Annotated in this window: 23 protein-coding genes; 10 read left to right on the top strand and 13 right to left on the bottom strand. The window is 48.9% G+C overall.

All coding sequences use genetic code 11. From position 1 onward, the window contains the following. Nucleotides 1-22 precede the first annotated feature (22 nt). Nucleotides 23-1,141 carry a sporulation integral membrane protein YtvI gene (gene ytvI / locus ACFVQB_RS00360; protein WP_379434372.1) on the top strand — a complete coding sequence of 373 codons (1,119 nt, stop codon included), beginning with the start codon at nt 23-25 and terminating at the stop codon, nt 1,139-1,141. 111 nt (nt 1,142-1,252) lie between these two features. On the opposite strand, the gene ACFVQB_RS00355 is transcribed toward ytvI, so the two are convergent. The 8 genes from ACFVQB_RS00355 to ACFVQB_RS00320 form a co-directional block, all read right to left on the bottom strand. Continuing rightward, nucleotides 1,253-1,654 (bottom strand): FxsA family protein, encoded by a 402-nt coding sequence (locus ACFVQB_RS00355; protein ID WP_090895391.1) that lies wholly within the window; start codon nt 1,652-1,654, stop codon nt 1,253-1,255. Nucleotides 1,655-1,660: 6 nt separating this feature from the next. After that, entirely contained in the window at nt 1,661-2,194 is a 534-nt protein-coding gene (locus ACFVQB_RS00350) for an acyl-CoA thioesterase (RefSeq protein WP_379434370.1), read from the bottom strand. Between the two features lie 102 nt (nt 2,195-2,296). Further along, entirely contained in the window at nt 2,297-3,724 is a 1,428-nt protein-coding gene (gene pyk, locus ACFVQB_RS00345; RefSeq protein ID WP_379434368.1) for a pyruvate kinase, read from the bottom strand. Nucleotides 3,725-3,829: 105 nt separating this feature from the next. After that, nucleotides 3,830-4,861, bottom strand: coding sequence for an acetyl-CoA carboxylase carboxyltransferase subunit alpha (locus tag ACFVQB_RS00340; protein ID WP_379434367.1), 1,032 nt, complete (start codon nt 4,859-4,861; stop codon nt 3,830-3,832). Continuing rightward, a complete protein-coding gene (gene accD, locus ACFVQB_RS00335) occupies nt 4,862-5,755 on the bottom strand; it encodes an acetyl-CoA carboxylase, carboxyltransferase subunit beta (protein WP_379436199.1) in 894 nt (297 codons plus the stop codon). It lies immediately after the preceding gene. Between the two features lie 406 nt (nt 5,756-6,161). Next, nucleotides 6,162-6,350 carry a hypothetical protein gene (locus tag ACFVQB_RS00330; protein WP_017689496.1) on the bottom strand — a complete coding sequence of 63 codons (189 nt, stop codon included), beginning with the start codon at nt 6,348-6,350 and terminating at the stop codon, nt 6,162-6,164. A 286-nt stretch (nt 6,351-6,636) separates the two neighbouring features. Next, the gene (locus ACFVQB_RS00325) at nt 6,637-7,128 is read right to left on the bottom strand and encodes a phosphatidylglycerophosphatase A family protein (RefSeq protein ID WP_024629130.1); all 492 of its coding nucleotides are present in this window, start codon (nt 7,126-7,128) and stop codon (nt 6,637-6,639) included. 312 nt (nt 7,129-7,440) lie between these two features. After that, a complete protein-coding gene (locus ACFVQB_RS00320; protein WP_379434364.1) occupies nt 7,441-11,538 on the bottom strand; it encodes a DNA polymerase III subunit alpha in 4,098 nt (1,365 codons plus the stop codon). Nucleotides 11,539-11,849: 311 nt separating this feature from the next. Between ACFVQB_RS00320 and ACFVQB_RS00315 the strand changes: the two genes are divergently transcribed. From ACFVQB_RS00315 to ACFVQB_RS00305, 3 genes are all read left to right on the top strand, one after another. Continuing rightward, nucleotides 11,850-12,179, top strand: coding sequence for a YtrH family sporulation protein (locus ACFVQB_RS00315; protein ID WP_024629128.1), 330 nt, complete (start codon nt 11,850-11,852; stop codon nt 12,177-12,179). A 21-nt stretch (nt 12,180-12,200) separates the two neighbouring features. Next, nucleotides 12,201-12,689, top strand: coding sequence for a sporulation membrane protein YtrI (locus ACFVQB_RS00310; RefSeq protein WP_379434362.1), 489 nt, complete (start codon nt 12,201-12,203; stop codon nt 12,687-12,689). A gap of 98 nt (nt 12,690-12,787) precedes the next feature. Continuing rightward, nucleotides 12,788-13,129: a YtpI family protein gene (locus ACFVQB_RS00305; protein WP_379434360.1), complete on the top strand. Its 342-nt coding sequence runs from the start codon at nt 12,788-12,790 to the stop codon at nt 13,127-13,129. Nucleotides 13,130-13,295: 166 nt separating this feature from the next. Here the strand turns inward: ACFVQB_RS00305 and ACFVQB_RS00300 are convergent, their stop codons facing one another. The 3 genes from ACFVQB_RS00300 to ACFVQB_RS00290 form a co-directional block, all read right to left on the bottom strand. Beyond that, nucleotides 13,296-14,630, bottom strand: coding sequence for a DRTGG domain-containing protein (locus tag ACFVQB_RS00300; protein ID WP_064639320.1), 1,335 nt, complete (start codon nt 14,628-14,630; stop codon nt 13,296-13,298). 237 nt (nt 14,631-14,867) lie between these two features. Further along, on the bottom strand, nt 14,868-15,155 hold the full coding sequence (locus ACFVQB_RS00295; RefSeq protein WP_379434358.1) for a hypothetical protein: 288 nt from the start codon (nt 15,153-15,155) through the stop codon (nt 14,868-14,870). Between the two features lie 114 nt (nt 15,156-15,269). Then, on the bottom strand, nt 15,270-15,617 hold the full coding sequence (locus ACFVQB_RS00290) for a YlbF/YmcA family competence regulator (RefSeq protein ID WP_076289793.1): 348 nt from the start codon (nt 15,615-15,617) through the stop codon (nt 15,270-15,272). A 270-nt stretch (nt 15,618-15,887) separates the two neighbouring features. Here ACFVQB_RS00290 and ACFVQB_RS00285 point away from each other — a divergent pair, with 270 nt between their 5' ends. From ACFVQB_RS00285 to ACFVQB_RS00265, 5 genes are all read left to right on the top strand, one after another. Further along, entirely contained in the window at nt 15,888-17,255 is a 1,368-nt protein-coding gene (locus ACFVQB_RS00285) for a YheC/YheD family endospore coat-associated protein (RefSeq protein WP_379434356.1), read from the top strand. A gap of 30 nt (nt 17,256-17,285) precedes the next feature. Then, the gene (locus ACFVQB_RS00280; RefSeq protein WP_379434354.1) at nt 17,286-18,404 is read left to right on the top strand and encodes a YheC/YheD family endospore coat-associated protein; all 1,119 of its coding nucleotides are present in this window, start codon (nt 17,286-17,288) and stop codon (nt 18,402-18,404) included. A 132-nt stretch (nt 18,405-18,536) separates the two neighbouring features. Beyond that, entirely contained in the window at nt 18,537-19,910 is a 1,374-nt protein-coding gene (locus tag ACFVQB_RS00275; RefSeq protein WP_379434352.1) for a YheC/YheD family endospore coat-associated protein, read from the top strand. Continuing rightward, nucleotides 19,910-21,016 (top strand): YheC/YheD family endospore coat-associated protein, encoded by a 1,107-nt coding sequence (locus tag ACFVQB_RS00270; RefSeq protein ID WP_379436196.1) that lies wholly within the window; start codon nt 19,910-19,912, stop codon nt 21,014-21,016. Before ACFVQB_RS00275 ends, ACFVQB_RS00270 begins: the two co-directional genes overlap by 1 nt. A gap of 35 nt (nt 21,017-21,051) precedes the next feature. Then, nucleotides 21,052-22,248 carry a YheC/YheD family endospore coat-associated protein gene (locus tag ACFVQB_RS00265; protein WP_379434350.1) on the top strand — a complete coding sequence of 399 codons (1,197 nt, stop codon included), beginning with the start codon at nt 21,052-21,054 and terminating at the stop codon, nt 22,246-22,248. 95 nt (nt 22,249-22,343) lie between these two features. Here the strand turns inward: ACFVQB_RS00265 and ACFVQB_RS00260 are convergent, their stop codons facing one another. After that, nucleotides 22,344-23,030: an HAD hydrolase-like protein gene (locus tag ACFVQB_RS00260; protein WP_379434348.1), complete on the bottom strand. Its 687-nt coding sequence runs from the start codon at nt 23,028-23,030 to the stop codon at nt 22,344-22,346. A gap of 179 nt (nt 23,031-23,209) precedes the next feature. On the opposite strand from ACFVQB_RS00260, the gene ACFVQB_RS00255 reads away from it, so the two are divergent. Beyond that, complete coding sequence (locus tag ACFVQB_RS00255; RefSeq protein WP_379434346.1) at nt 23,210-23,419, top strand: CHASE3 domain-containing protein; 210 nt, start codon at nt 23,210-23,212, stop codon at nt 23,417-23,419. Nucleotides 23,420-23,437: 18 nt separating this feature from the next. On the opposite strand, the gene ACFVQB_RS00250 is transcribed toward ACFVQB_RS00255, so the two are convergent. After that, nucleotides 23,438-24,409 (bottom strand): Gfo/Idh/MocA family protein, encoded by a 972-nt coding sequence (locus tag ACFVQB_RS00250; protein ID WP_379434344.1) that lies wholly within the window; start codon nt 24,407-24,409, stop codon nt 23,438-23,440. Between the last annotated feature and the right edge of the window lie 372 nt (nt 24,410-24,781).

Here is a 24,781-nt window from a genome sequence, read left to right as displayed (position 1 = left end):
ATGGAATAAGGAGAGTTGATGCTTGGATAGAATCATAATGAAACGCCTACTGCGCGGCTTATGGGTGATTATCGCGACCATACTCATTGCTGTTGCCATATACCTGCTGTTCCCACTGTTATATCCTTTTGCCATTGCCTGGGTTATCGCCTATGCGATGAATCCTCTGGTAAAGTTGCTTCAATACAAGGCCCGATTTCCTCGCTGGTTGGCTGTAACCTTATCACTAATCATTTATTTCGGGGCCATTGTTGTCGTATTGTCCGCTGCGGTAACCCGTATGGTAAAGGAAGTGATTTCACTAACGACGAGCTTCGACCTTCATGTCGATGAGATTAAGGCTACGTTCGTCCGCTGGACCCAAAATGACACGATTCAGAGTTTAATTGGACAGATCAATGAATTTTACAAGGAAAATCCCAACTATCAGGAGACCATTAACAGTAATATCAGCAAAACAACCGAAACGGTAGGTACAGCAGTAACGGATCTGGTCACCGGATTTTTCAACATGATCCTGAACCTGCTCACTTCTCTACCCAATATGGGAGCCGTATTAATCGTGGTTCTGCTCTCCGCTTTTTTTATCAGCAAAAGCTGGAACAGACACAGCATTACTGTATCAGGTTGGGTACCTTCATCCATTCGCAAACCGATTACCGACATATGGAATGATCTCAAAAAAGCACTGTTCGGTTATGCACGAGCCCAGTTGATCATGATCTCCATCACCGCATTATTTGTCATGATCGGATTGCTTGTGCTCCAGGTTAAGTCTGCCTTCACGATCGCTTTGCTTATCGGTCTGGTGGATCTGCTTCCTTATCTCGGCGTTGGTCTGGTGATGGTTCCCTGGGCAGCATACCTGCTTATGAATGGAGACCTGTACCTGGGGATCGGCATCAGTATTGTATATCTCATAGTGCTGATTGCCCGCCAAATCATTGAACCCAAAGTGCTTGCCAGCAGTGTCGGCCTGGACCCTCTCGCCACATTGGTTGGCATGTTTGTCGGATTAAAACTGTTTGGTGTACTCGGTTTGATCATCGGCCCTGTAAGCCTCGTTATCCTTGATGCATTCAATCGAGCGAACGTATTCCGTGATCTCCGAACATATATTATTAACGGACGTGTCCGATGAAATCATGATTTCTGTTTTCTATCATGCGCATATAATCAAGATTAAAAAAGGCACCGCTCATCAGACTGAATCTGGTGGTAGGTGCCTTTCTTTAACTGAGGCTGGTATATCCTATTGTTTTGGACCACGATAAAACTTAATACTTCCGTTTCTCATTTTCTTCTCCAGCCAGCCCAGGAAGAATAGACGGTACACTGAACGGGTTACTGGAAACAACAGTGTAAATCCGATCAGATCTGTGATAAATCCTGGAATCAGCAGTAGGAAACCACCGACAAAAATAAAAAGTCCATCAACCATTTTCCTTCCGGGCACTTTACCGCGCTCCATCTCGGATTTGGCATCGATAAGTACTTTTCGTCCTTCAAACTGCAACATTGCTATACCGATCAAGGACGTGAGAATCATGAGAAGCAATGTCTTTCCGGCTCCAATCCAGTCACTCATAAGAATGAAACCAAACAGTTCAATCACCGGAATGATTAATAGCAGGGCCCACATCCATCTTCGCATTACGTATTACCCCTTTCCTGAAAGCCACACTTTCTCAAGCGCGCTGTAGAGCTCAGAAGCTGCCTTATCCAGCCTGACCGGCTTCCAGTCCCCATTGACCCATACATGCTGGGTAGAGCCTGTAACCAACCGTTCACCAGGAAGGGACTCCTCAGATGACCATACTCGTTGCCCGATGCTTATCTGCTCATTCAGGTCTGAAGTCATGCGCCTTATGTCATACTCGTAGTTCAGTCGCAGACCACTAAATGCAGCAATACGGGTGAAAATGACGATGTCATCATCATACCGGGCAGGTTTATGATATTTCACATCCAGTCCGGTTACCGGAAGCAGTAACCCCTGTTCCTCCATTTTACGATATGTATACCCCATTTGGCGAATCATCTCGGTTCGACCGATTTCAAACCAATTCAAATAGTTGGCGTGATAGACCACACCCATCTGATCACTCTCTTGATAACGCACGCGAAGGCGTGCCGTGTACCAACTGCCATTGCTTTGTTGTTGCACGTTACTGGCCTCCTTCGATATACACATTCTTACGTATCCAGCGGCGCTAAAGTGTCATAAAGATGGAAAAAAAGCAACGGGACGCAAACGCCCCATTGCTTCTTTCCTGTTGCTTTCGTCCAAACTCGATTATGCGTTGTTTGGAATTTGGCTTACTTTGATCAGGTTAGTGGAACCGGAACGACCCAAAGGTACACCTGCTGTAATAACAACAAGGTCTCCTTCTTTTACAAGTCCGGATTTCACGCCGCCTTCAATTGCATTTTCAAACAAAGCGTCAGTGGAATCAACAAGTCTTCCTTTGACTGGTGTTACACCCCAAGCCAGTGCAAGACGACGGGAAGTTCTGTCTTCCGTTGTCACCGCGATGATTGGAGATTCTGGACGATATTTAGAAATCATGCGTGCTGTATGACCCGATTCAGTCGAAGTAATGATCGCTTTAGCGTTCAGATCTTGAGCTGACAGGGCAACAGATTGGCTGATTGCTTCAGTAACTGTTGTTTGTTGAGCAACACGTTGTTTCAGATACAGCTCTTGATAAGGCAGAGCGGATTCTGCTTTTTCGGCAATACGGGACATGGTCAGAACGGATTCAACTGGGTATTTACCCGCAGCAGTCTCACCAGACAACATGATTGCATCTGTACCGTCGAAGATCGCATTGGCCACGTCACTTGCTTCCGCACGTGTTGGACGCGGGTTGCGTTGCATGGAATCCAGCATTTGTGTAGCTGTGATAACCGGTTTGCCTGCAACGTTACATTTCTCGATCATGCGTTTTTGTACCAATGGTACTTCTTCCGCAGGAATCTCAACACCCAGGTCTCCACGAGCAACCATCAGGCCGTCGGACACTTCCAGGATTTCATCCAGGTTGTCCACACCTTGTTGGTTCTCAATTTTGGAGATGATTTGGATATGTCCAGCATTGTGTTTTTCAAGCAATTCACGAATCTCAAGGACGTCGCTTGCTTTACGAACAAAAGAAGCCGCGATGAAATCGACACCTTGTTCGATACCAAATACGATATCGTTAGCATCTTTTTCAGTAATACCCGGCAGAGAAATGGCAACGCCCGGAACGTTAACACCTTTTTTGCTTTTGATCGTACCACCGTTAACGATACGGCATTTGATCTCGGTGCCTTGCACTTCCACCACAGTCAGTCCGATCAGACCGTCGTCGATCAGAATTGTAGATCCCGGTTCAACATCACTCGGAAGATCTGCATACGTAATGGAAAGACGTTCTTTGGTTCCCAGAATTTCTTCTGTTGTCAAAGTGATGTACTCGTCTTGAACCAGTTCGACTGGCTCCACTTCGAGTTTACCTGTCCGAATTTCCGGTCCTTTGGTGTCCAGCAAGATCGCTACTGTCTTGTTCAGCTCTTCGCATGCTTGGCGAATTGCTGTGATCCGTCCGCCGTGCTCATCGAAATCACCGTGGGAGAAGTTCAAACGGGCCACATTCATACCGGCCATAATCAATTTTTTGGTATTCTCCAATGATTCACTGGATGGACCAATCGTACATACAATCTTTGTTTTGCGCATTTTGGGTTTCCTCCGATTTTAAAGGTCTATCTTTTTATCTCTTTTTCTTTTTCCAACTATTAAATTTACTATACTTTTGCTCATTTGTATAGAAAATTCGTCACATCATTCAGCATTTCCCGACAAATTACCTGCTGTATCGACTTCAACAGGTACTTGAGGGGCTTCAATCTGCACCTCTGGTTCAAACGTGACTGATCCAATTTTACGGAATTTCTCATACCGATCCTGCTTCAATTGGTCACCACTCCAGCCTTTCATGTCGTCCAGATGACGAACCAAAGCCTCGCTGATTGCAGCCGCAGATTCTTCATAATCCCGATGAGCACCACCGCGTGGCTCAGGAATTATTTCTTCAATGACCTCCATCTCCAGAAGGTCTTTGGCCGTTATTTTCATCGCTTCGGCCGCCTGATCTGCCTTGGATGCATCTTTCCAAAGAATGGACGCAGCACCGTTCGGAGAGATCGCAGAGTAAATCGCATGCTCCAGCATCAACACACGATTACCCACAGCCATAGCTAGGGCCCCGCCGCTTCCGCCTTCGCCGATGACCACTATAATAACAGGCACCGAGAGCTTCGCCATTTCCAGCAGGTTACGGGCAATAGCTTCCGATTGACCTCTCTCTTCAGCAGTATTACCCGGATATGCCCCTTTAGTATCAACGAATGTAATAATTGGACGACCAAATTTGTTCGCTTGCTTCATCAGACGCAGTCCTTTTCGGAATCCTTCCGGATGTGCGCTCCCAAAAAAACGGGCGATATTGTCCTTCGTATCTTTTCCTCGCTGTTGACCAATGACTGTTACTGTTTTTCCGTTCAGCTTCGCCAGGCCGCCAACAACCGCCAGATCGTCTCCGAACATGCGATCACCGTGCAACTCAATGAAATCGGTAAATATCAACTGGATCAGATCCAGTGCAGTCGGACGCTGCTGATGCCGCGCCAGATGCATTTTCTGGGCAGCCGTTATGCCGGAATAAATCTCTTCTTCGAGTCTATGATAACGTTCTTCCAGGCGGGCAATTTCGTCGGTGAAGTCGATGCCTTTTTCCTGTCCAAACTGTACGAGCTCTTCAATCTTTTTGCGCATCTCAACCAGAGGCGCTTCATATGGCAACTCACCCGCCATTTAGACCCCTCCTTTTTCACTATGCATGTCTAGAAGCTTGCCAAGGGTGGCTCGAAGTTCTTTGCGATGGACCACCATGTCCAGCTGGCCGTGCTGCAAATTAAATTCTGCCGTCTGGAAATCATCAGGCAGTTTCTGGCGGATCGTTTGCTCAATAACAATTCTACCAGCGAAGCCAAATACAGCTCCCGGCTCGGCAATAATGATATCACCAAGGCTCGCAAAACTAGCCGAAACTCCACCTGTCGTCGGATCGGTAATGACCGAAATATACAACCCGCCCTGTTCATCCAAGCGGGACAAAGCCGCGCTTGTTTTCGCCATTTGCATAAGGCTAAGAATACTCTCTTGCATCCGGGCACCCCCAGATGTTGAGAAAATGATCAAAGGCAAGCGTTTCTCTGTTGCATGCTCAATGGCACGGGTAATTTTCTCCCCTACAACTGAACCCATACTGCCGGTGAAGAAGTCGAAGCTCATCACAGCAACAACCACAGGCAACCCTTCTATGGTTCCCTCACCCGTAATAACAGCTTCCTTCAGTCCTGACTTCAGGCGCTGCTGTTCCAGTTTGTTGCTATATCCAGGGAAGTCAAGCGGATCAACCGATACCATATCAGCGTCATGCTCCACAAACCCTTGCTCATCTAGAACCATAACAATACGTTCCATTGCGTTCAAACGCATATGGTATCCGCAAGCCGGACATACTTTCAGGTTTTTTTCCAATTCCTTGCTATATTGAATCGTGCCGCATTTGCTGCACTTGTTCATAAGCCCTTCAGGTATTTCCCGTTTTGGACGTTCTCCAGCTTCCTGACCTTCGCCACGAAGCGCACGCTCGGAAGGTATGGTGGCGTACTTCCGTTTTTTTTGGAATATATCTTTGAACACAACTACACCTCTCCAGCCGTTGATTTGATGGCCGCAACCTGCAGTCCGTTGCATGTAGCAACTTCATCCGCGCGCTGCGGTAAACCGCTTACGACCCATACGCTGCCATGGGCCTTGTCCAGCATTCACAACAAAAAAATCCGCCGGTATAAGGCAAGGATCAGCGGCTTCTGTCAGCACGATTGATGTTACCTGCAATAACCGAAAGATTGTTGCGCTGATGTTTGAATCTGTCTTGGTAGGGTCTCTGGGAGCAATCTGGTCGGTCCTTGTCCTAACAAAAAAAGAAGGAAGGACAGCAGCATACAATACATGCAAGTCGATTCCTCTTTCCGCTTACGCGGTCAGTCCCTTATGTACCATTGGTACTTCTTCATCTGCCAAGGCACGTCTGATATCGAATGAATCAGGAATGCAGAATCGAATTCAGCACTTCCTGAACCTCTTCCAATTCCCCTGAAGGGACGCGAATCTCAAATTGCTGCTTGGATAAACTGATGGGACGGGTCTGTACCAGAAAACCTTCTTCCGAAAGCTTGGTCTTAATCTTGTCCGCAACCTTTGCTGTCGGTGCAATGTAAATCACCGTCCACATGCCATGTCCGCCCCCTAAGCTAATGTTCAGAGCCCGTATATTGGACTAATGATAACATACCTCACTTTTTTTCTGCAAGGAAGGGTTCGGGACCTTTGGGGAGAAAACGAGATCTAGAGGGACATTTGTCCCGCGAGGATAACCGATATGGTTGATGCAATGTTCCTAGGACTTTCCTTTTCAAAAAAGGAATTTCAGGCCCCTCAGGGCAGCAAAAGCCGCCCCGGATGACCTTCCATTCAACAAACAAAAGATAACAAATGAAGGAAAACACAAATGAAGTAAATCAGATATCCGATGGATATTTCTTGGCTTTAATATTTTTGTGAGCAATTCGGGCAGAAGCAGCAGCAGCGAGCCCGGCAACCAGGTCGTCCAGAAAAACATGTATAGCTGGTCCTGCTTCGTTCAGATCATGAATGACACCAATCTTTTCTTTATCCAGATAACCAAAACTGGTTAAACCGATCATACCATACACATGGGTAATGCCAAGAGCAAGAGTCTCGTCCACTCCATACAGGGATTCATCCGCCTCCATAATCGCCTGCAATGGTTGCGGCAAAAGGCGTTTCTCAGCAAGCTCGTCGAGGGCTATACCTGTGTACAGCGTATATTGCACCTCTCGTTTCTGCAATACCGATTTTACACTGGTGACACAGTCATCCATAGTCAGTTCCGGGTGGTACCCTTTTTGCAGACGATATACAATTTCCGCGATTGCATCAATCTGTACACCCCGCCGGGCCAGCATGGCTTCTACGATTTCATATGACATATCTCGACCTCCCGCATCGCTCCCCCGAGGACCCCCAGGTCCTTCGGTGTTCTCAAGTGTATGCGGCAAACTCGCAAAATGTTCATAAAAAATGCGGAATGCGCATTCGCTATGGCAGTCTGTTTATCCTATAAATTATGTAAAAAGATTCACATATTACATTCTTGCGTGCGTTCAATATCTCCTTCGCCTGCATATCTGATGGAATTGGTAAAATAAATACAAAAAAACCTGCTCGGCAGTTGGCCGAACAGGTTTTATCATTGGGAATATGAGGGTGTCCTAAAGTCTTGAGCATGGCCAGAGACCCTATTATTTTATTTTGACCGTGCCCTCTCCCAGCATCTTCTCCATCTCGGAGAACAAAGAGGGTGAAGGTTTAATCCGATAGGCATCACTTAATGCAAGCAACTTCTGCTGCTGTTCGTAGAAGAGCACCGTCGCCACCGGGCCCGAATGCTGCTGAAGCAATTGTTTCAGTCGGGCCAGAAGCTCCGGTTTCTCCGCCTGCGGGGTGATCTTCACGAACACCCGCTGCTCCACCACTCGCGGCTCACGGCTCTGCTCCGTGCCGCCGGCGGCCTCAGCGGCCCGGCGAGCCTCGGAAGCGGCCCCATTGGCATTGGCCGCCCCAGGCCCGCCCCCAGCGCTGTGCGTCGCTGCCGGGCCCTGGCTTCCGCTGCTGCGTGCAGCTCCAGCATTCACGCCTGCGCTGCTGCGCTGCGCTCCGGCTCCCGCGCCAGCCGCCTGCCGTGGCGGAGCCGCCGGGCGCGAAGCGCTGCCGCTGCCGGGCTTGCCGCGCCGTTCGCGGCTGCGCAGCTGCTGTTCCAGTGCCGCTGGTGACAGCGGCGCCACTTCCTCAGCCAGCAGCTTAAACCCTTCGTCCTGCTGCTGCACCTTGGCACGCACGACGAGCAGTTCACCTTTCCCGACATGCTGCTGGCTGCGCCGCCATACTTCGGGAAAGAGAACCACTTCACAGCGTTCGATCTGGTCTTCCAGCTCCATGAACGCCATAGCCTTGCCCTGTTTCGTCGTAATCGACTTCACAGACACGACCATCCCGGCTGCCACGGCCATCGTATCGTCAGCCGCTTCCGTCAGCTCCATAATACGATCTGCGCCGCTGGATTCAAGCACATCTTCGTAGTCATCCAATGGGTGACCAGAGAGATACAAACCTAACAGCTCACGCTCCAGCTCCAACTGCTGACTCCCGGAATAAGGCGGAATTTCGGGATATTCAATCTCCCAGTTCGGCGTCTCGACAAAATCAAACAATTGAATTTGCAGGTCCTCGCGTTCCTTCCGCCATTTCAGAGCCGCCTCCACGGTCTCATCCAGCATCGCCAGTAATTGGGCACGGTGCCCAGGCAATGTGTCAAAGGCTCCAGCCTGAATAAGCGATTCAATCACACGTTTGTTGCATACACGCAAATCGACGCGACGACAAAAATCGAGCAAACTGTCGAACGATCTTTCCTGCCGTACAATCATGATACTCTCCATCGCCTGGGTACCTACATTTTTCACCGCAGCCAGACCGAATCGTATCGCCCCGGTTGCTTTATCCACATCCGAATTGTGATCCGACAATCCATCTTGCTCCTGTACACCAGACATTTCATGCTGTTCAGCGTGCGAGGACTCCTCTTCCCCAGTCCCATGTAGGCGTTCTGCTGTAGAAACAGTCACTACGCCCGAATGAATCCGATCCTCGGACTGCTCTGGCACAGCCGTCGCTGCCTGCCACTCATATGCACCACCGTCTTCGTCCGGTGCAGGACCCGGGTCATCCGGCAGAGGCACTTCACCGTACTCCGCTTGTCCCGAATAATGATCTTGATCTTGTACGGCATGTTCCATCGCAGGACTTGCTGTATCGCCCTCACTACGGTCTCCTCCTGAACGTTGGGTTTCGACCGCTTGTCCAGTCCTGGTGCTGCTGGATGATGCAAGCACAGGTGTAAACAGAATGCCGCTTTCATTCACATCCGGTGGAAGTACTTCAATGTCCATGCGTCGGCATTCCACAACGTACTCCGCTACTTTGCGGTGACTGCCCATCACGGCTGTTAACATGGATGCCATAAAATGAATGGGATAATGTGCTTTCAGATAAGCCGTCTGGAAAGCCAGCACGCCATACGCAGCGGCATGGGCACGCGGGAAACCGTAGTTGGCAAACTTGACGATCATGTCATAGACCAGGTCTGCCTCCGCTTCGCTGTATCCTTGCTTCAGACTGCCCTGAACAAAATGTCCACGTTCGAGATCCAGTACTTCCCGTTTCTTCTTGGAAACCGCTCTGCGGAGCAAATCAGCTTCGCCGAGAGAGAAGCCTGCCATCCGGGAAGCAATCTGCATAATTTGTTCCTGATATACAATGATGCCATACGTATCCTTGAGGATGGATTCCAGATCTGCATGGGGGTAATCCACTTCGATCTGGCCATGTTTGCCCTGAATGTATTTGGATATGAACTCCATTGGACCCGGACGATACAAGGCCAGTACGGAAATAATATCTTCAAATACACTTGGCTTTAGCTCCTTCAGGACACGTCGTACCCCTGCAGATTCGAGCTGGAATATCCCCATGGTGTCGCCTCGACCAAGCATCTCATACGTGAGTGCATCGTCGTCCGGAATATGGCGAAAATCCGGAATTTCGCCATTTTCACCAATCCAGCGCAGACAGCGTTCAATAATTGAAAGGGTACGCAGACCAAGGAAGTCCATTTTGAGCAGTCCAATGGACTCCAGGTTTTCCATGGAATATTGCGTTAAGGCCGTTCCCTCACTGCCCTCCTGAAGCGGAACGACATCCGTCAGCGGATCACGTGAGATGACAACCCCTGCCGCATGCGTGGAAGCATGACGAGGCATGCCTTCCACCTTCATCGCCATATCGAGCAATTCACGTGTTTTGGGCTTGGTCTCATACAGAGCCTTCAGTTCAGGTGTTGCTTCCATTGCCCGCTGAATGTTAATGCCAAGCTGTGCAGGAATCAGCTTTGCTGCCTTGTCCACCTCGCCGTAAGGCACATTGAGTGCACGTCCGACGTCCCGAACGGCTGCACGGGCAGCCATCGTACCAAAGGTAATGATTTGGGCGACATGGGCTTTGCCGTATTTTAGCGCCACATAATTAATAACCTCATCCCGCCGCTCATCACTGAAGTCGATATCGATATCGGGCATGGAGATCCGTTCCGGATTCAAAAACCGCTCGAAGAGCAGGTTATACTTCAACGGATCAACATCCGTGATGTGCAAGGTATATGCCACCAGGCTGCCTGCCGAGGAGCCCCGGCCCGGCCCGGTAACAATGCCGCGCGCGTGAGCATAAGCGATAAAATCCCATACGATCAGGAAATAATCCGAGAACCCCATACTGTCTATAACCCGGAGCTCATAATCCAGCCGCTGTTCAAGTTCGGCTCTGAGCTCCGTATCTGTCCAACGTGATGATTCACTATAGCGCTCTTCCATTCCTTCTTCGCACAACTGACGCAGATAGGCAGAAGGACTTTTCCCTTCAGGAAGCGGTCTGTACTCCGGCAAAATGGATTTGCCGAATTCCAGCTGCAACTCACACGACTCCGCGATGCGAACCGTATTCTCCAATGCCTCGGGCACATGGGGGAACAAACGCGCCATTTCTTGTTCACTCTTGAGATAAAGCTGATTGGTTCCGATGCGCAGCCGATTCTCGTCATCTACCGTTTTCCCTGTCCCGATGCAGATCAACACATCCTGGAGCTCGGCGTCCTCTTCGGACAGATAGTGCGCATCATTGGTCGCCACCAGTGGAATATCCAGCTCTGCTGCCAGACGAATCAGTTGGGGATTCACTCTTTTTTGCTCAGAAAGCCCATGATCCTGCAGTTCCAGATAGAAATCGGCACCAAAAATATTTTTATAACGCAGCGCCGCACGCTTCGCCTCTTCCTCTCGTCCATGCAGCAAATGCTGGGGAACCTCTCCCCCCAGACAAGCACTTAGACAGATGATACCCTCGTGATGGGTAGCGAGACTCTCCATATCAATACGTGGTTTGTAATGGAAGCCTTCCAAATGTCCAATGGAGCATAGTTTCATCAGATTGCGATAACCCGTCATATTTTTGGCCAGTAAAATCAGATGATGGATCGGCTGATCCTTCCGGCTTCCCCGCTCTTTGCGAGACCCGGCAGTCATATAAGCCTCACATCCAATGATCGGCTTAATTCCTCGCTCAACGCATGCTTTGTAGAAAGGGATGGCACCATACATTACACCGTGGTCGGTCAATGCCAGCGTAGTCATTCCGAGATCCGCGGCCTTATTCACGAGATCCGGTATACGCGCAGCGCCGTCCAGCAAACTATATTCACTGTGAACGTGCAAATGCACAAAAGAACTCATGTTTTTTTCTTCCTTTCACCATGGACAGTCGCAGCAAACGTCTTGCATCACGTGGTTGCTGCACTATCTTCTTCTATCCGTATTTGTCATCCTTCGGTTCAGACCGAAAGTTGCGTTCTGTATTCATGCAAAAATGCTGTTATAAATGAAATGAATGAAATATAAGGATTCATTCTAATAAAGAGTGCTTTATTATTCTATTTTATCATAACGTTCGGGGGCACGCCCATACAATAGAAGTACAAGCCGCTCCCCCTGTTACGGACCGAAGACAGGAGGTGTGCTGCTGGGTCTGAAAGGGGTGTTGCCGGATGAGCACATTTTTGTCCAAAGCCATTCTTGATTTCTTCATTGCGTTTGGGATCGTGCTGGGCGGCGCGATGATTGGAGGTATAGGAGCAGTGGTCTCTCTCCAGCCTCCGACACAGACGATGCTTGATGTCGCTGGGAAAATTAAAATTTGGGCGCTCGCAGCGGCGGTTGGCGGTACAATCGATCCGATGCGGGTGATCGAAAGCAACGTGCTGGACGGCAACCTGTCTCCGGCAGTCAAACAAATTTTGTACCTGATATCCGCATTTATGGGCGCCCACATGGGTACTGAACTCGTGAAATGGGTTTGCGGTGGAGGACGGGGTTAGTATGCCTCCAGGACAGCGCCCATGAGAATCCCGCCTTTTGCACGTTACCGCCCGCTTATGCGCATGACTGCTGTCTTTGTTCTGGGAATGATCGCCGGTTGTGTCGTGTACAACGGTGTATTTCACCTGAGTTACAACGAGTTGTGGCTCAACAATCAGGAGTTGCAGCTTCAGCTGCATCAGAATGAGGAGGATATTAAAACGCTGAAAAAATACAGCAAACGCCAAACCGTCATCAAGGAAATCAAGGTCCGTGCAGAAGATTCTGACAAAGGTCCGGACGAGGCCTCCCTGAAAGTGATGCTGCAGAAACTGGGGGATGAACTTGAGGTTCTCCGGGGGCGCGACGTCTTCAATATCGATGAGTACAGCAAAATGACGCGGATCATGCTGAACCAAAAAGTGTACACGGTCAGAGAAAAGGAATATACCGCCCAGGTGAAAACGATGCTGGTGATGGAAGGTGTGCTGCAAGTTTGGGTACAGATTCGGATGCACGTTCCGGCTTAAAAAATGGATGACAGCCCCGGAAAAAAACTGCCCTTGCTCTCTGCCTGCATGGTACAATAAGGACAGTAAATGCTTTCCAGAAAAGGAGCTGCGTCTTTGTGTTCATCGATGTACTCAAATATGCCCTAATTGCCATCTTTGCCCTGGCCATGGTCTGCTCAGCTCTGAACAGCATTCGTTCACGCAGGACCACTGATCCCATCGCCACAGGTCTTTATCGCTCATGGACCAACATCTGGATGGGTAGCATGTTGATTATTCTTGCCCTCATCCTGATGTTTGTGTTTACCGGTTCTACGCTATCCGTCGTTGTGGAAGCGCTATTTCTGATTATGGGAGCGTACAATTTATTTGCCGGATTGCGTAACCGCAGTTACTATGCCCGCCTTCAGCAGCATGCAGACGGTGGAACTGGCAAGACATCCGGGCAATCTGCCTGATGCATTTAGCGGGATGTCATTGCGTTGTGCCAAAAAGAGAGTACCCTCATCTATCGAACAAGCCTGAACCACGTTAATTTCGGGGTACAGTTCGCTCTTTCGATAAGAGGGCACTCTCTTTTTCTTGAACTCATGATATTTTCCGAATCCAGGACCTCTCGCTTTTCTAGGCATGGTCAATGGATTGCAGGGTCATCACCGCTTTGCATACAACATTCCCATCACGGGAAATGACAATATCCATTTTGCAGGTCCGGCGACTCGTCTCCAGAATAATTGGACGAACCAGAATCTGATCTTCAATCTGTACCGGACGAACAAAATACGTTGTTACATTATCCACCACATGGTCGTTTCCTGTAACGTCCCAGGCTGCACGCCGTCCCGCCTGTGTCATCACATTCAGCAGAACGCCTTCCGAGATCGTACCGAGGTCTGTCGCCATCTGCGGAATGATGAATCCGTGGAAAAACAATTCGTTCTGCTCTCCGCGCTCTTCCGCAAATCCGTTCCAGATCAGATGATCAAACGTTTCTCCAAGCTGTGGCTGCTTCTGTGCATCACGCATCGCCTGCAATACTTCCTTACGTGTGACGGATGCAATCAGTTTACGGTTCCGATCCACAATCGGCAGAAAGTCAATGCCTTCCCACGTCATGATCTGTGCAGCCGAAGCCAGTGAGGTTTGCAGCGAAGCTGTGATCGGGCGACGTACAACACACTTCTCAATACTCTGATCCTCTTTTAACTCGCTGACATCTTTGAGGCTTACAATACCGATAACCCGGTTCCATTCATCTACTACCGGGAAGCGATGCTCTCCCGTTTCAGAAACCAGCAGGTGAAAATCCGCGGCTGAACTGGTCACCTTAAGCACCTGAAGGCGTGGTTTCTGACCGATGATATCCTCTACTAGCATAATTTTTTTCTTAATCAGTCGATCAAAGATCGCACGGTTAATCATTGAAGCCACCGTAAACGTGTCATGTCGGGAGGAAATGATGGGCAGACCCAACTCATCAGCCATCACTCTCACTTCACGGCTTGTACCGAAGCCACCTGTAATTAATACACCTGCGCCCTGTTCGAGGGCAAGGGAATGTGCATTGTCCCGGTTCCCGACAATCAACAGGCTTCCCGCGTCAATGTAACGGGCCATGGCCTGCTCTTTCATCGCACCGATGACGTACTTGTGAAGCGGTTTGGCCAGACCGTCACTTCCACCCAGCACATGACCTTCGACGATGGTTACCACATCGGCAAAAGTCAGCTGCTCTGTCATGCCGCGAGGTCTCTTTTCGATCCGCACCGTTCCAATTCGTTCTTTGGTCACGACCAGGCCGAAGTTCTCTGCCTCTTTTACCGCACGATATGCTGTTCCTTCGCTTACGCCCAACTCCCGCGCCAGTCCGCGCACCGATATTTTACTGCCTACCTTCAGTTGTTCAATATGCTGAAGCAATTGTTCGTGCTTCGTCACGTTTTCTTCCTGTCCGTCCATCTGTACCACCCCCAAAGATGCATCTGTACTATTCTGTATCTATTATAACACGACCTTAGGAAAATAACCCCATACCACACACCATTCTCCTAAAGAACCGCGCTACATTGATCTGAATAATCGGAACAGCGAATTACGGGTATAAAAAAAGACCGATCCCTTTCATACCAAAGGGAATCCGGCCTTACTTAGACAGATAGAACCATCTCTATAACCATGTCGTATGTGCTCCAAACCTTATACAGATTTGCTCTGTTCCTGCTTGTCCACCAGTTTCATTTCCCACTGCCGCAGCTTTGCCCGCCGAACAGCTTCCAGTGCACGCTTCTTCTCTTCATCCACACCAAGAATAAAATGCAGATGTGCACCAATGATTAATAACGAGAACAGCACCCATACGATGCCAAAAATATTAACCCAGTCCATTCCACCAGCAAAGGAAATCCGCGGCAACGCAATGACCAGCATCGACAACGCGATAAGCAGATAAATCACATGTTTTGTTTTATTCAACCTTTTCACCATTCACAGCTCCTTCGTTCTTGATCGACTCTATATGTCTAGTCTATGAACGATAAGGAGCTAATATGAGAGGTTCAGGCAAAAAAAACGGGACAAGGCTTTAGCTTTGGTTTAGGTTTAGGCTTCAGCGCCACCGTACAGATGACCCAGACTGTCTGCAATAATTTTGTTCACGTCTTCGATAATGACACTCAGGCGACGTTCAGCGTCAAACAGACGACGGATATTCAGGTTCAGGCTCAATACTTCGAACAGTTTCTCCATTTTCTCCATCTCGTCCGGTGCAGGCATATCCCCACTCATCATACGTTGTTGCAATTCCATCTGTTGGTCACGGAAATTATCCAGCATAGCCTTTGCTTCCGGGTCTGCTTCGATCAGCTTCATCGCAGAAGTAATTTCTTCCACCTCGCTGCTTTCTCTCAGTGCTTTGGCCAAATCATTGGCTTTGTCATAAATGTTCACTATAATTCCTCCTCAAATTGGGTTGTTCTTCTGTTATCCATTCGTATTCTCATCGCAACGTTCACCCGTGTTAATACACGTATTTCACTTCCGTCAAACAAAGGTTGCGGAAACATGCCATCCATTACCTGCCGAGCATCAAATGCATTTAATCCAAATGGGTCAATCACCAAGGGTTATATGTCCTCATATGATGAAGCACATGCCATGTTCAGATGCCGTTCAACTTCAAGATCAGACATCAAGTTGCCGCCCGGAAGGAGATCCGTGATGTCCACTAAAAAAGTAACGATTCAGGTTACCGGCTCGGGCATCCTGCAGGACGACGTCATCATGCTGGGCGAAGGGGTGCTCAAGGCGCTTAAAATCCCTTCTGGCCGAACGCTTCAGCTGCAATTCGGCTCTTTCCGCCGTGAGGTCACTGTCATCCCTGTTCCCAGGTATGACGGTCTGCGCATCAATCAGACGGTAGCCAGCAAGACCGGCCTTGTTCCCCGTTCGATCCTGAGCATATCTTATCGTTCAGCCAGCCGTACGTTGCGCCTTGGACCTTACATCAGTGTATTAGTTAGCCAGGATTACCCCGATCAGCCCGATCGGCCCTTTGGCTCCATCACGATGTTCTGTCAAGAACTGGTGAACGCCTGCCGGAAGAAGGGCGCCTATGTATCCTTTTTCACACCGGAGGATATTGGAGCGGTAACGGGTTATATGAAAGGCTGGGTGTATGATGACGGCTGGAAAAAGACCGTTCTGCCTATAGCAGACGTCGTCAATAACCGGCTGACGTCCCGGAAGCTTGAGAACAAACCTAGCGTACAGCATTTTATGAAAGAAGTAAAATCGCTCTACGGTACACAAACCTTCAACGAAAAGTTTCTGGACAAAAATGAAGTATTCGATGCCTTGAAGTCCGTTTCAACACTGAAGAGGGTATTACCCGAATCCCATTTGCTCAAAGCTTCCGCCACGCTTAAAACGATGTGCAATCGATATCCGGTAGTCTTTCTGAAGCCAGTTCGCGGGTCGCTTGGCAAAGGTATCATCCGGGTCTCCCGTCAAAGCGACGGCAGCTTCCTCACCCTCGCTACAAGCGTTGGGGGTACCCGTAAACAAACGTATGCTTCTCTGGATAAACTGTATGCCAGTCTCTCCGGGAAAATGAAAACAACGCGCTACCAGATCCAACAGGGTCTTTCCCTTATTGATAACAGCGGCAGACCCGTAGATTTCCGTGCGCTTGTGCAAAAAAACCGTACGGGCAAATGGAGTGTCACTTCCATCGTCGCACGTACTGCTGGCGGCAGTCACTATGTATCCAACCTGGCACGAGGTGGAAGTCTCAGCACCGTCAAGGAAGCTGTAGCCAAAACCCAATTGTCCGGATCAGCCAAAGCTTCAGCTTATGAAGGAATGCATACGGCGGCGCTGGATATCGCCAAAGGCATTGAAGGCGCCATCCCAGCCCATTTCGGTGAACTCGGCATCGACCTTGCCTTGGACACCAGCGGAAGGGTCTGGCTACTTGAAGTGAATTCCAAACCATCCAAGAACGATAATACACCACTTAACGAGAGCAAAATCCGGCCTTCGGTCAAAGCGATGCTGGAATACTCCACCTATCTGGCCGGATTCTGAAGAGTCATCCATTAGAGGAGGTGCAGCGGAATGTTCCTGCAACATCAGACAAACACAGTAGCCATCCTAGTTCGGGCAACAGAAGGCTCGCCTCCTTTCGTGGATGAACTCTTCTGTCGTCGTCTCAGTTTGGAAAGCCACCGTTACGGCCTCAATATCATTGTGCTGGCCGTAGCGAATAAACTCAGCGCATCCCGGCTCACACAGGTCTATGCATTCGACAGAGGAGAATGGAACATCGTGCCTCTTCCTGCTGTGGACCTGATCATGGACCGCTGTCTGCTGCCGCTCCCCAGAACATTCAAACAACAGCTTCAGCAGCTAGTTTCCTCGGGCAACGGACACCATGCCCGTTACTGGTCTGCTTCCTTACCCGGTAAATGGAAGGTATATCGCGCCTTGTCTACTGATACAAGACTGCGTGCTCTTCTTGCGCCTACGATGCTGCTTCAGTCAGATACCTTATGGGAGCAATGGCTGGAGCGCTGGCCTAAAGGCATTTTCTTCAAACCTGTATCGGGTACCCATGGTAAAGATACGTTTCGCCTTTATCGCGAAAATCACCACACCTCCTGGATTATGGAGGGCAGAAATACTCGCAATGAATTGATTCACCGTACATTTGAGCGTCGCCAGGATGTCTCTGCCTGGCTGGATTCACACAAGGCCGGTAAAAAGATGATCTTACAGCCGTATCTGGAACTGAGTCATCATGGACGACCGTTCGACATTAGGGCCTTGGTGCAAAAAAATGGGCAAGGACGCTGGTCTCTAACCGGATGTATGGTACGGGAAGGACCAGCTGGCTCACTCACATCCAATTTGCATGGAGGGGGAAAGGCGTACCCTGTGCATCCTTATCTGCTGGAACGATATGGGAGCAAGCAATCCAACGTTCTGTTGGAGACGATTAGGCAAGCTACTGCCCGCATCCCTACCATGTTGGAAAGCCGCTTTGGCAGACTTGCCGAAATGGGTATTGATTTTGGAGCAGATGTTCAGGGTCGCCTTTGGCTGCTTGAAGTGAACTCCAGACCGGGACGTTCCTCATTCGCAGAGGCGGGTGACCCCCATATGCACAGTCTGACCTACACTAGGCCGCTTGCCTATGCCCGTTATTTGCTGCAACAACATGTTCTCACGGCGTGAAGCGTCCATTGAAAATGCCGAATACATCCAGCACAGCTGGCCTGAAACCCATCCCGATTCACGGCGGTTGAGGCACGCAGCGCCCCGCTTGCCATGGAGCCGAAGGATCTTTTCAGGATAGGAGGATAAATCATGAGTTTGACCTTTTGCAATCTGCATTTCACACAGCAGCCGGATAAAGTGGTTTATGTATCCAACGCATTAATGAAAAGCCTAAATCTATCCGGCAAAAAAACGATTCATCTGCGGTTTGGCCGTGACCGGGTGCCCGCAACCATCAAACCGATCAAAAAGGCTGGCAAACATCTTTATCTTGCTTCGGGCATACGCAATCTGATGAACGTTCCGAAACGAGGCAGCATCTACCTCCGCAACTTGCAGAACGATGAGATCCAGTTGGGTCCACTGATCGGCGTGTTGTCTGACGGCCCTTCGTCTGGCTCCAATCCGTTTGGTTCCCGTACCGGTTTTATCAAACAACTGCTCCGCGAAGGCAGCCGTAAATCCTATATCTATGCGTTCACCCCAAAAGATATCAACTGGCAGAACGAAACGGTGTCCGGTTTTTTCCTTAACGACAATGGAAGCTTTAGTCGGAAAACGGTACCTCTGCCAGATGTCGTGTACAACCGATTGCCCAGCCGCCGCTCCGACTTCTCACCAGCGATCAACCAACTGAGGGAGCGATTCATTCGGCGCAAAATCCCTTTCTTTAACTGGAGTTTCTTTAACAAATCAGATATCTACAATTTGCTGGAGAATGACCCGGCAGCAGGGAGATATATACCTGAGTCCATCACCAATCCGACGGTGGAACAGATGAGAGAGATGCTCGAGCGCCATCAGTTTGTCTACTATAAGCCTACAGCGGGCAGTCTGGGCAATGGCATCTACCGATTGACCTACTCGCCCAAACGTGGATATTTTGCCCGATATCGCAAAAAAAGCGGCAACGCACTTCTGCGTTTCGGCTCATTTAACAGCCTGATGCGCATGCTTCAAGGCAGACATGGCAAACAACTTCGCGGTTATGTTGTTCAACAAGGCATCCGGCTTATTGAGATTGACGAATGCCCTATTGATTTTCGTTTCCACATGCACAAGAATGGCAACAATCAATGGGTCGTCGTTGGCATCGGCGCCAAAAAAGCTGGTCGCGGCAGTGTAACCACACATATCAAAAACGGCGGCTCCCTGATGACACCTGAGCAGGCTCTCAAGCGCAACTTTGGTGACCGCTCTGGAGAAGTGCTTCAGCATGCCAAATCTGTCGCAATAACACTGGCCCAGGCGATTGAAACCCAGCACCAGCATCTAATTGGTGAGATTGGCTTTGATCTGGGCATTGATCAGGAGGAACATGTATGGATGTTCGAAGCGAACGCCAAACCCGGCCGCTCCATTTTCCGTCACCCTTCACTGCGGCTGGAAGGAAAATCATCGGTGGAGCACATCCTGGAACATTGCCTGTATTTGAGCAAATTCCGGAAGAAAGACGGCATTTGATGAGCTTGCAGGATGATTTTAGACCCGTTATTGCTATCCTGACCATGCATGATGATCGACGGATGTTCAGAGGAAACCATCAAAACTTCCTGGATATTGTGCAGACGGGCGAAAATATGGGATATGTGGTGTACGTCGTGACTGTACGGGATTTAAACGTGAGCGGCCCCACTGTAAAAGGATACACGTACAACAATGGAAGCGGGAGATGGACTTCACAGTCCTTCCCTATTCCCCATGTGCTCTATAATCGGATTCCCAACCGGGAAGATGAACGCAAACCTTCAGTACAGCGCAAGATTGAAGAATGCATGCATTCTGGCATTGAACTGTATAACCCGTTTTTCTTCAATAAATGGAATCTGTTCGAATGGCTTAAGAAATCCAAATCCACCCAGCACCTGATCCCCTATACTCGCCGGATGCGAACGGCCTCCGCTCTGGGTACGGTGCTGAGGTCACATCCCTACCTGTATCTGAAACCCGAGAGCGGTAAGGCTGGCAAAGGGATCATGATGCTCAAGTTCCAGGCGAAAGAGCGCCTGCCTTACCGACTTAAAATACAAAGCACCCGTAAGAGTACCACATACAAGACAACTACAATCGCCAAGTTATGGACCCGGATTCGCAAGGAGACCGGACACACGCCTTATATCATGCAACAGGGCATTGAACTGGCATCATCACACAAGCGTCCATTTGATCTACGGGTACTCGTGCAGAAAAACGGCAAAGGTCAGTGGAGCGTAACCGGCATTGGCGCCCGTCTCGCCGGCTCTCGAAGCATTACCACCCACGTTCCGCGTGGAGGCACTGTGGAGGACCCTGAAAAGCTGCTCACTGATCTGTTTGGGGAAGAAATGTCGGATTCATTGATGAAACGTGTGAAATCCACTTCATTGTTGATCGCGCGACAAGTGGAACGAGGCTCAGGGCATACGCTTGGTGAAATGTCTATGGATCTGGGCGTTGACGATCTGGGCGAGATCTGGTTCTTTGAAGCGAATGCGAAGCCGATGAAGTTCGATGAACCGCAGATTCGGCGGAGGTCATTGGAACGTATTTTCCAGTACAGCGCCTACCTTGCCCGTCAGTCCAAACGATGATGAACAGGAATAACAGCTAAAGAAGGTGATTGTTTGTGTCCTCACCTGTTCTGGGCATTATGACGTTGTACTTAAATGAACATCGCGCTCTGGAAGAACGGAGCATATACCGCAGAATGATCCTTGAAGGGCGCAAGCGGGGACTCGATATTTATGTGTTCACACCTGCCGATGTACATCCAGGAGGCAAACAGATTGAGGCAATGGTCTTTCATTCGGAAAAAGGCTGGTCCCGGGAATGGCGTTCATTCCCGGATGTCATCTTCGACCGCTGCCGCATACAGCGCAATCGCAGATTCCAGCAATTGCTTGCCTTTCGGGAAAAATACGGGCATCTTCTCTTTCTAAACCGTCCACTACGTAATAAATGGACGATTCATCAGACACTCTCGGCAAAATCAGCCTTTCGTGAACATCTGCCAGATACCGTTCTGTTTCAGGATATGTCCGATGTGAATCGAATGCTGAAAGCCTCCTCACTCATCTATCTGAAACCTATTAATGGAACGGGAGGACGAGGTATTCTTCGTATCGAACGCAGTGGTAGTGAGGCCAACACGGTTCTGGTACAGGGACGGGACCAGAAGCGACGGATCATCACCCCGCGCAAAGTCCATCTGTCACGCCTGGGTTCACTTCTCCAGAACTGGAATATGAAAGACAAATACCTGGTTCAACAGGGTATTCAACTCCAGCTTCCGAATGGCCGTGTTCATGATTATCGAATGCTGGTCCAGAAGAACGGTGAAGGACAGTGGGAGTTGACCGGATGTGCAGGACGGATGGGTGCGGAGAAAAGTGTTACCTCCAATCTGCATGGCGGTGGTCAGGCCATAGCGATGCACAAACTGATGAAACAATGGATCACGGATGAGAAGCAGCGAGCAGAAATTAACGCAACGGCCGAGAAATTCGGGATTGATGTAGCCACGTTTCTGGAAAATACCTATGGCAACTTGTGTGAATTGGCCCTGGATTTGGCGATTGATAAGAGTGGGCACATCTATCTGCTTGAAGTGAATCCGAAACCTGCGCGTGAGGTGTTTGCCCGCATTGATGAGAAGGATATCTATTCCAAATCGATCACCCAACCACTGGAGTACGCCTTGTGGGTGTACCACAACCATGCAAATGCAAGCCGTCCCCCTCGTGGCGTGAAGGTAACCAAACCAGTCAAACGTGTAAAAGGTAAATCTGCCACCCTCAAAAGGACCAGAAGATCCCGGTTATGACCGTCAGACTTCATTGGTAATTAAACGAATTTTACTTGAACCAAAAAACTGACCACTCCAACATCCGAATGGACTTGGGGTGGTCAGTTTTTTTTCTAATCAGCTTCCCGATACAAACGAAGCAGTTCCGTAAAATCAGAGATTAGTACATCTGATCCTGCAAGTTCTTCATCCCGTCCGAAACCTGCATAGGCACAGCCGATGACGGTCTGGTTGTTCATTTTGCCTGCCTCCACATCAGAAGAGCGATCCCCGACCATCCATGCATCCTGAATCCGATGCTTCTCAAGCAGGATCTGAACCAAGTTAACTTTGGAAGGGGTCATGTACTGTCCTGCGCTATACACGCCTTCAAAGAGCGGCATGATCTCATGGGCAAAGGCCACACCTTTAACGTAGTCCTCCAGCCCGTTGCTGGCGACAAACAACCGCACGCCCTGTTCTTTCAACGCTTCCAGCGTCTCTTTTACTTGTGGGTACAGCTGCGAGCTTCCCCCATCCAGCCCTTCAATCTCCAACTGAAGCAGCAGTTCGTCTGCACGTCGATGGGCCGCAACTGAAGCTTCGGGCATAACCACTTTCCATATATCTTCTAGCAACATCCCCAGGCTTCCCAGCATTCGTTCTTCAGGAGGAGTCTCTCCCTCATAATGCCCTTCGGAACGCAATGTATCAAACAGCTGATGATAGGCTGGCAACAACAAAGTTTCCGTCTGAAACAAAGTACCATCCATATCAAAAATCATTGCTTCCGGTTTACGCAATACTGTCTCTTTAGTCATGTCCAATGTTCCTTTCGGATTGGGATATGTATTCGGAATCGTTCCCCTTCCATGATAAACATAAACGTTTAGCAGTGTAAACCGCGCAATGTAAAACATCTTTGTCATCAACGTTATACAACATCTACATTCAGGTTTTTTCGACAAATACATATACCCCAAGGAGAGGAATAACAAACATGAAAAAGCACAGGACCTTCAAAATTTTTTATAAGATTGGTTTGAGCTATTTTCTCGTAGATCACAATATGAATAAACACGCCTTGACTTATGAGATTGAAAAGAACATGGTGGATATGGAAACAGGCCAACGGGGTTATGTTATTACTAACGAAGTAACCGCCGTAGTTGAGGATACCGCATCAGTTTTAACACGAATCCTCTTATAGCTTAGCACCTTCTTGGGATCAGGATTGATCCGGATTACGCAGCGCTTCAAGGACAAGCTGTGCATGATAGCCATCGTTGAAATCGTATATTTTGGCAGATTGGCCCTGAATACGAGCAATAACGTGTTTGAGTACCGGAAGCTGGCTTAAGGATTCCTCGACTACGACGGGATCAAGCGGCTCTCCGATGCGTCCAATCCATAGTTGATCCCAGTTTTCCAAAGCAATCGTCCCTTCTGTACCGTAAACCACCATGGATACACGCTCTTCACCTGCAAAATGAGCAATCCCATTTAACTGGATTCGTGTTCCATCCTCCAGTTCCATCGCAGCCTGAACTTCATGTTCACATTCACCTGTATTTTCAGGAAATTGAACCTGACTGCTAATCACGCGTATAGCACCAAACACATTTTGGATCATATGAATCCAGTGAATCCCCACTTCAAGAATAAATCCGCCCTGCTCGCGGCTTGTAATCCAGGCATTTTGCTGCCACGCTCGAGGCCACTGAGGAAATTGCAGGATCAGATCGATTTTACGAATCTCACCAATCGTTTCCTGACGGATCAATTCTTGCAACTTCACTACTGACGGTTCATGCGGCATGGAGAAATGGATTGCATGTACTACATCGGCCTTCTCGGCCGCCTCCAGCATTGCTCTCGCTTCCTCCACGCTGTTTGCCAGTGGCTTCTCACAGAATACATGAATCTTGCGCTTTAGTGCCTCCATAACGACGGAATAATGATATTTAGGTGGAACTGCAATGTACAGCAGATCAACCGGATGTGTGTCGAGCAATTGCTTAAAATCCGTATACGTCTTCGTCTCAGGATGAGAGGAAGCAAACGATGTCAAATTTCCCTCACTGGAATCGCACACCGCTACAATCTCTACTTTTTCGGATAGTTCTGCCTCTGTTGCCTGATGTATCATATGTATTCCCATTTTGCCCAGTCCAATTACGGCCATTTTTATCTTTGTCATTCAATTCACTCCCATCAAATTTCAGTATAACAGAAAGCATAACATTGCCAATCCTTGCACGGATGCGAAATGAAAAGCACACGATCCTAATTGAATCCACACAAAATAAATCCATCACATTCTACATTATTTTACATTTAATTACACAAATAATGTTAATAAGGAATTCGTTGCAGGAATATATAACCAATTTATTTTCTCATATGGGACAGGACATTAAGCGTTTCCAACCTAAGAATCAGGAACTTATACTCATAAAATCGGTTGACAAAAAACCACAAAAAAAGCTACTCTTCCTATTAACAAGGATTTATTTCCTTTTACAACCTTAGACAACGACATACACTCCAAAAGTGGAACTTGACCTGTGGG

This window comes from Paenibacillus sp. NPDC057886 (assembly GCF_042796655.1).
Taxonomy (GTDB): Bacteria; Bacillota; Bacilli; order Paenibacillales; family Paenibacillaceae; genus Paenibacillus.
This window is presented reverse-complemented; position numbering and strand designations above follow the sequence as displayed.

Bases quoted from the DNA above. Each gene is read 5' to 3' on its own strand.
- ACFVQB_RS00355 (WP_090895391.1), bottom strand. From the start codon at position 1,654: ATGCGAAGATGGATGTGGGCCCTGCTATTAATCATTCCGGTGATTGAA.
- ACFVQB_RS00350 (WP_379434370.1), bottom strand. From the start codon at position 2,194: ATGTGTATATCGAAGGAGGCCAGTAACGTGCAACAACAAAGCAATGGC.
- pyk (WP_379434368.1), bottom strand. From the start codon at position 3,724: ATGCGCAAAACAAAGATTGTATGTACGATTGGTCCATCCAGTGAATCA.
- ACFVQB_RS00340 (WP_379434367.1), bottom strand. From the start codon at position 4,861: ATGGCGGGTGAGTTGCCATATGAAGCGCCTCTGGTTGAGATGCGCAAA.
- ACFVQB_RS00330 (WP_017689496.1), bottom strand. From the start codon at position 6,350: ATGTGGACGGTGATTTACATTGCACCGACAGCAAAGGTTGCGGACAAG.
- ACFVQB_RS00325 (WP_024629130.1), bottom strand. From the start codon at position 7,128: ATGTCATATGAAATCGTAGAAGCCATGCTGGCCCGGCGGGGTGTACAG.
- ACFVQB_RS00320 (WP_379434364.1), bottom strand. From the start codon at position 11,538: ATGAGTTCTTTTGTGCATTTGCACGTTCACAGTGAATATAGTTTGCTG.
- ACFVQB_RS00315 (WP_024629128.1), top strand. From the start codon at position 11,850: ATGAGCACATTTTTGTCCAAAGCCATTCTTGATTTCTTCATTGCGTTT.
- ACFVQB_RS00310 (WP_379434362.1), top strand. From the start codon at position 12,201: ATGAGAATCCCGCCTTTTGCACGTTACCGCCCGCTTATGCGCATGACT.
- ACFVQB_RS00300 (WP_064639320.1), bottom strand. From the start codon at position 14,630: ATGGACGGACAGGAAGAAAACGTGACGAAGCACGAACAATTGCTTCAG.
- ACFVQB_RS00295 (WP_379434358.1), bottom strand. From the start codon at position 15,155: ATGGTGAAAAGGTTGAATAAAACAAAACATGTGATTTATCTGCTTATC.
- ACFVQB_RS00285 (WP_379434356.1), top strand. From the start codon at position 15,888: ATGTCCACTAAAAAAGTAACGATTCAGGTTACCGGCTCGGGCATCCTG.
- ACFVQB_RS00280 (WP_379434354.1), top strand. From the start codon at position 17,286: ATGTTCCTGCAACATCAGACAAACACAGTAGCCATCCTAGTTCGGGCA.
- ACFVQB_RS00275 (WP_379434352.1), top strand. From the start codon at position 18,537: ATGAGTTTGACCTTTTGCAATCTGCATTTCACACAGCAGCCGGATAAA.
- ACFVQB_RS00270 (WP_379436196.1), top strand. From the start codon at position 19,910: ATGAGCTTGCAGGATGATTTTAGACCCGTTATTGCTATCCTGACCATG.
- ACFVQB_RS00260 (WP_379434348.1), bottom strand. From the start codon at position 23,030: ATGACTAAAGAGACAGTATTGCGTAAACCGGAAGCAATGATTTTTGAT.
- ACFVQB_RS00255 (WP_379434346.1), top strand. From the start codon at position 23,210: ATGAAAAAGCACAGGACCTTCAAAATTTTTTATAAGATTGGTTTGAGC.
- ACFVQB_RS00250 (WP_379434344.1), bottom strand. From the start codon at position 24,409: ATGACAAAGATAAAAATGGCCGTAATTGGACTGGGCAAAATGGGAATA.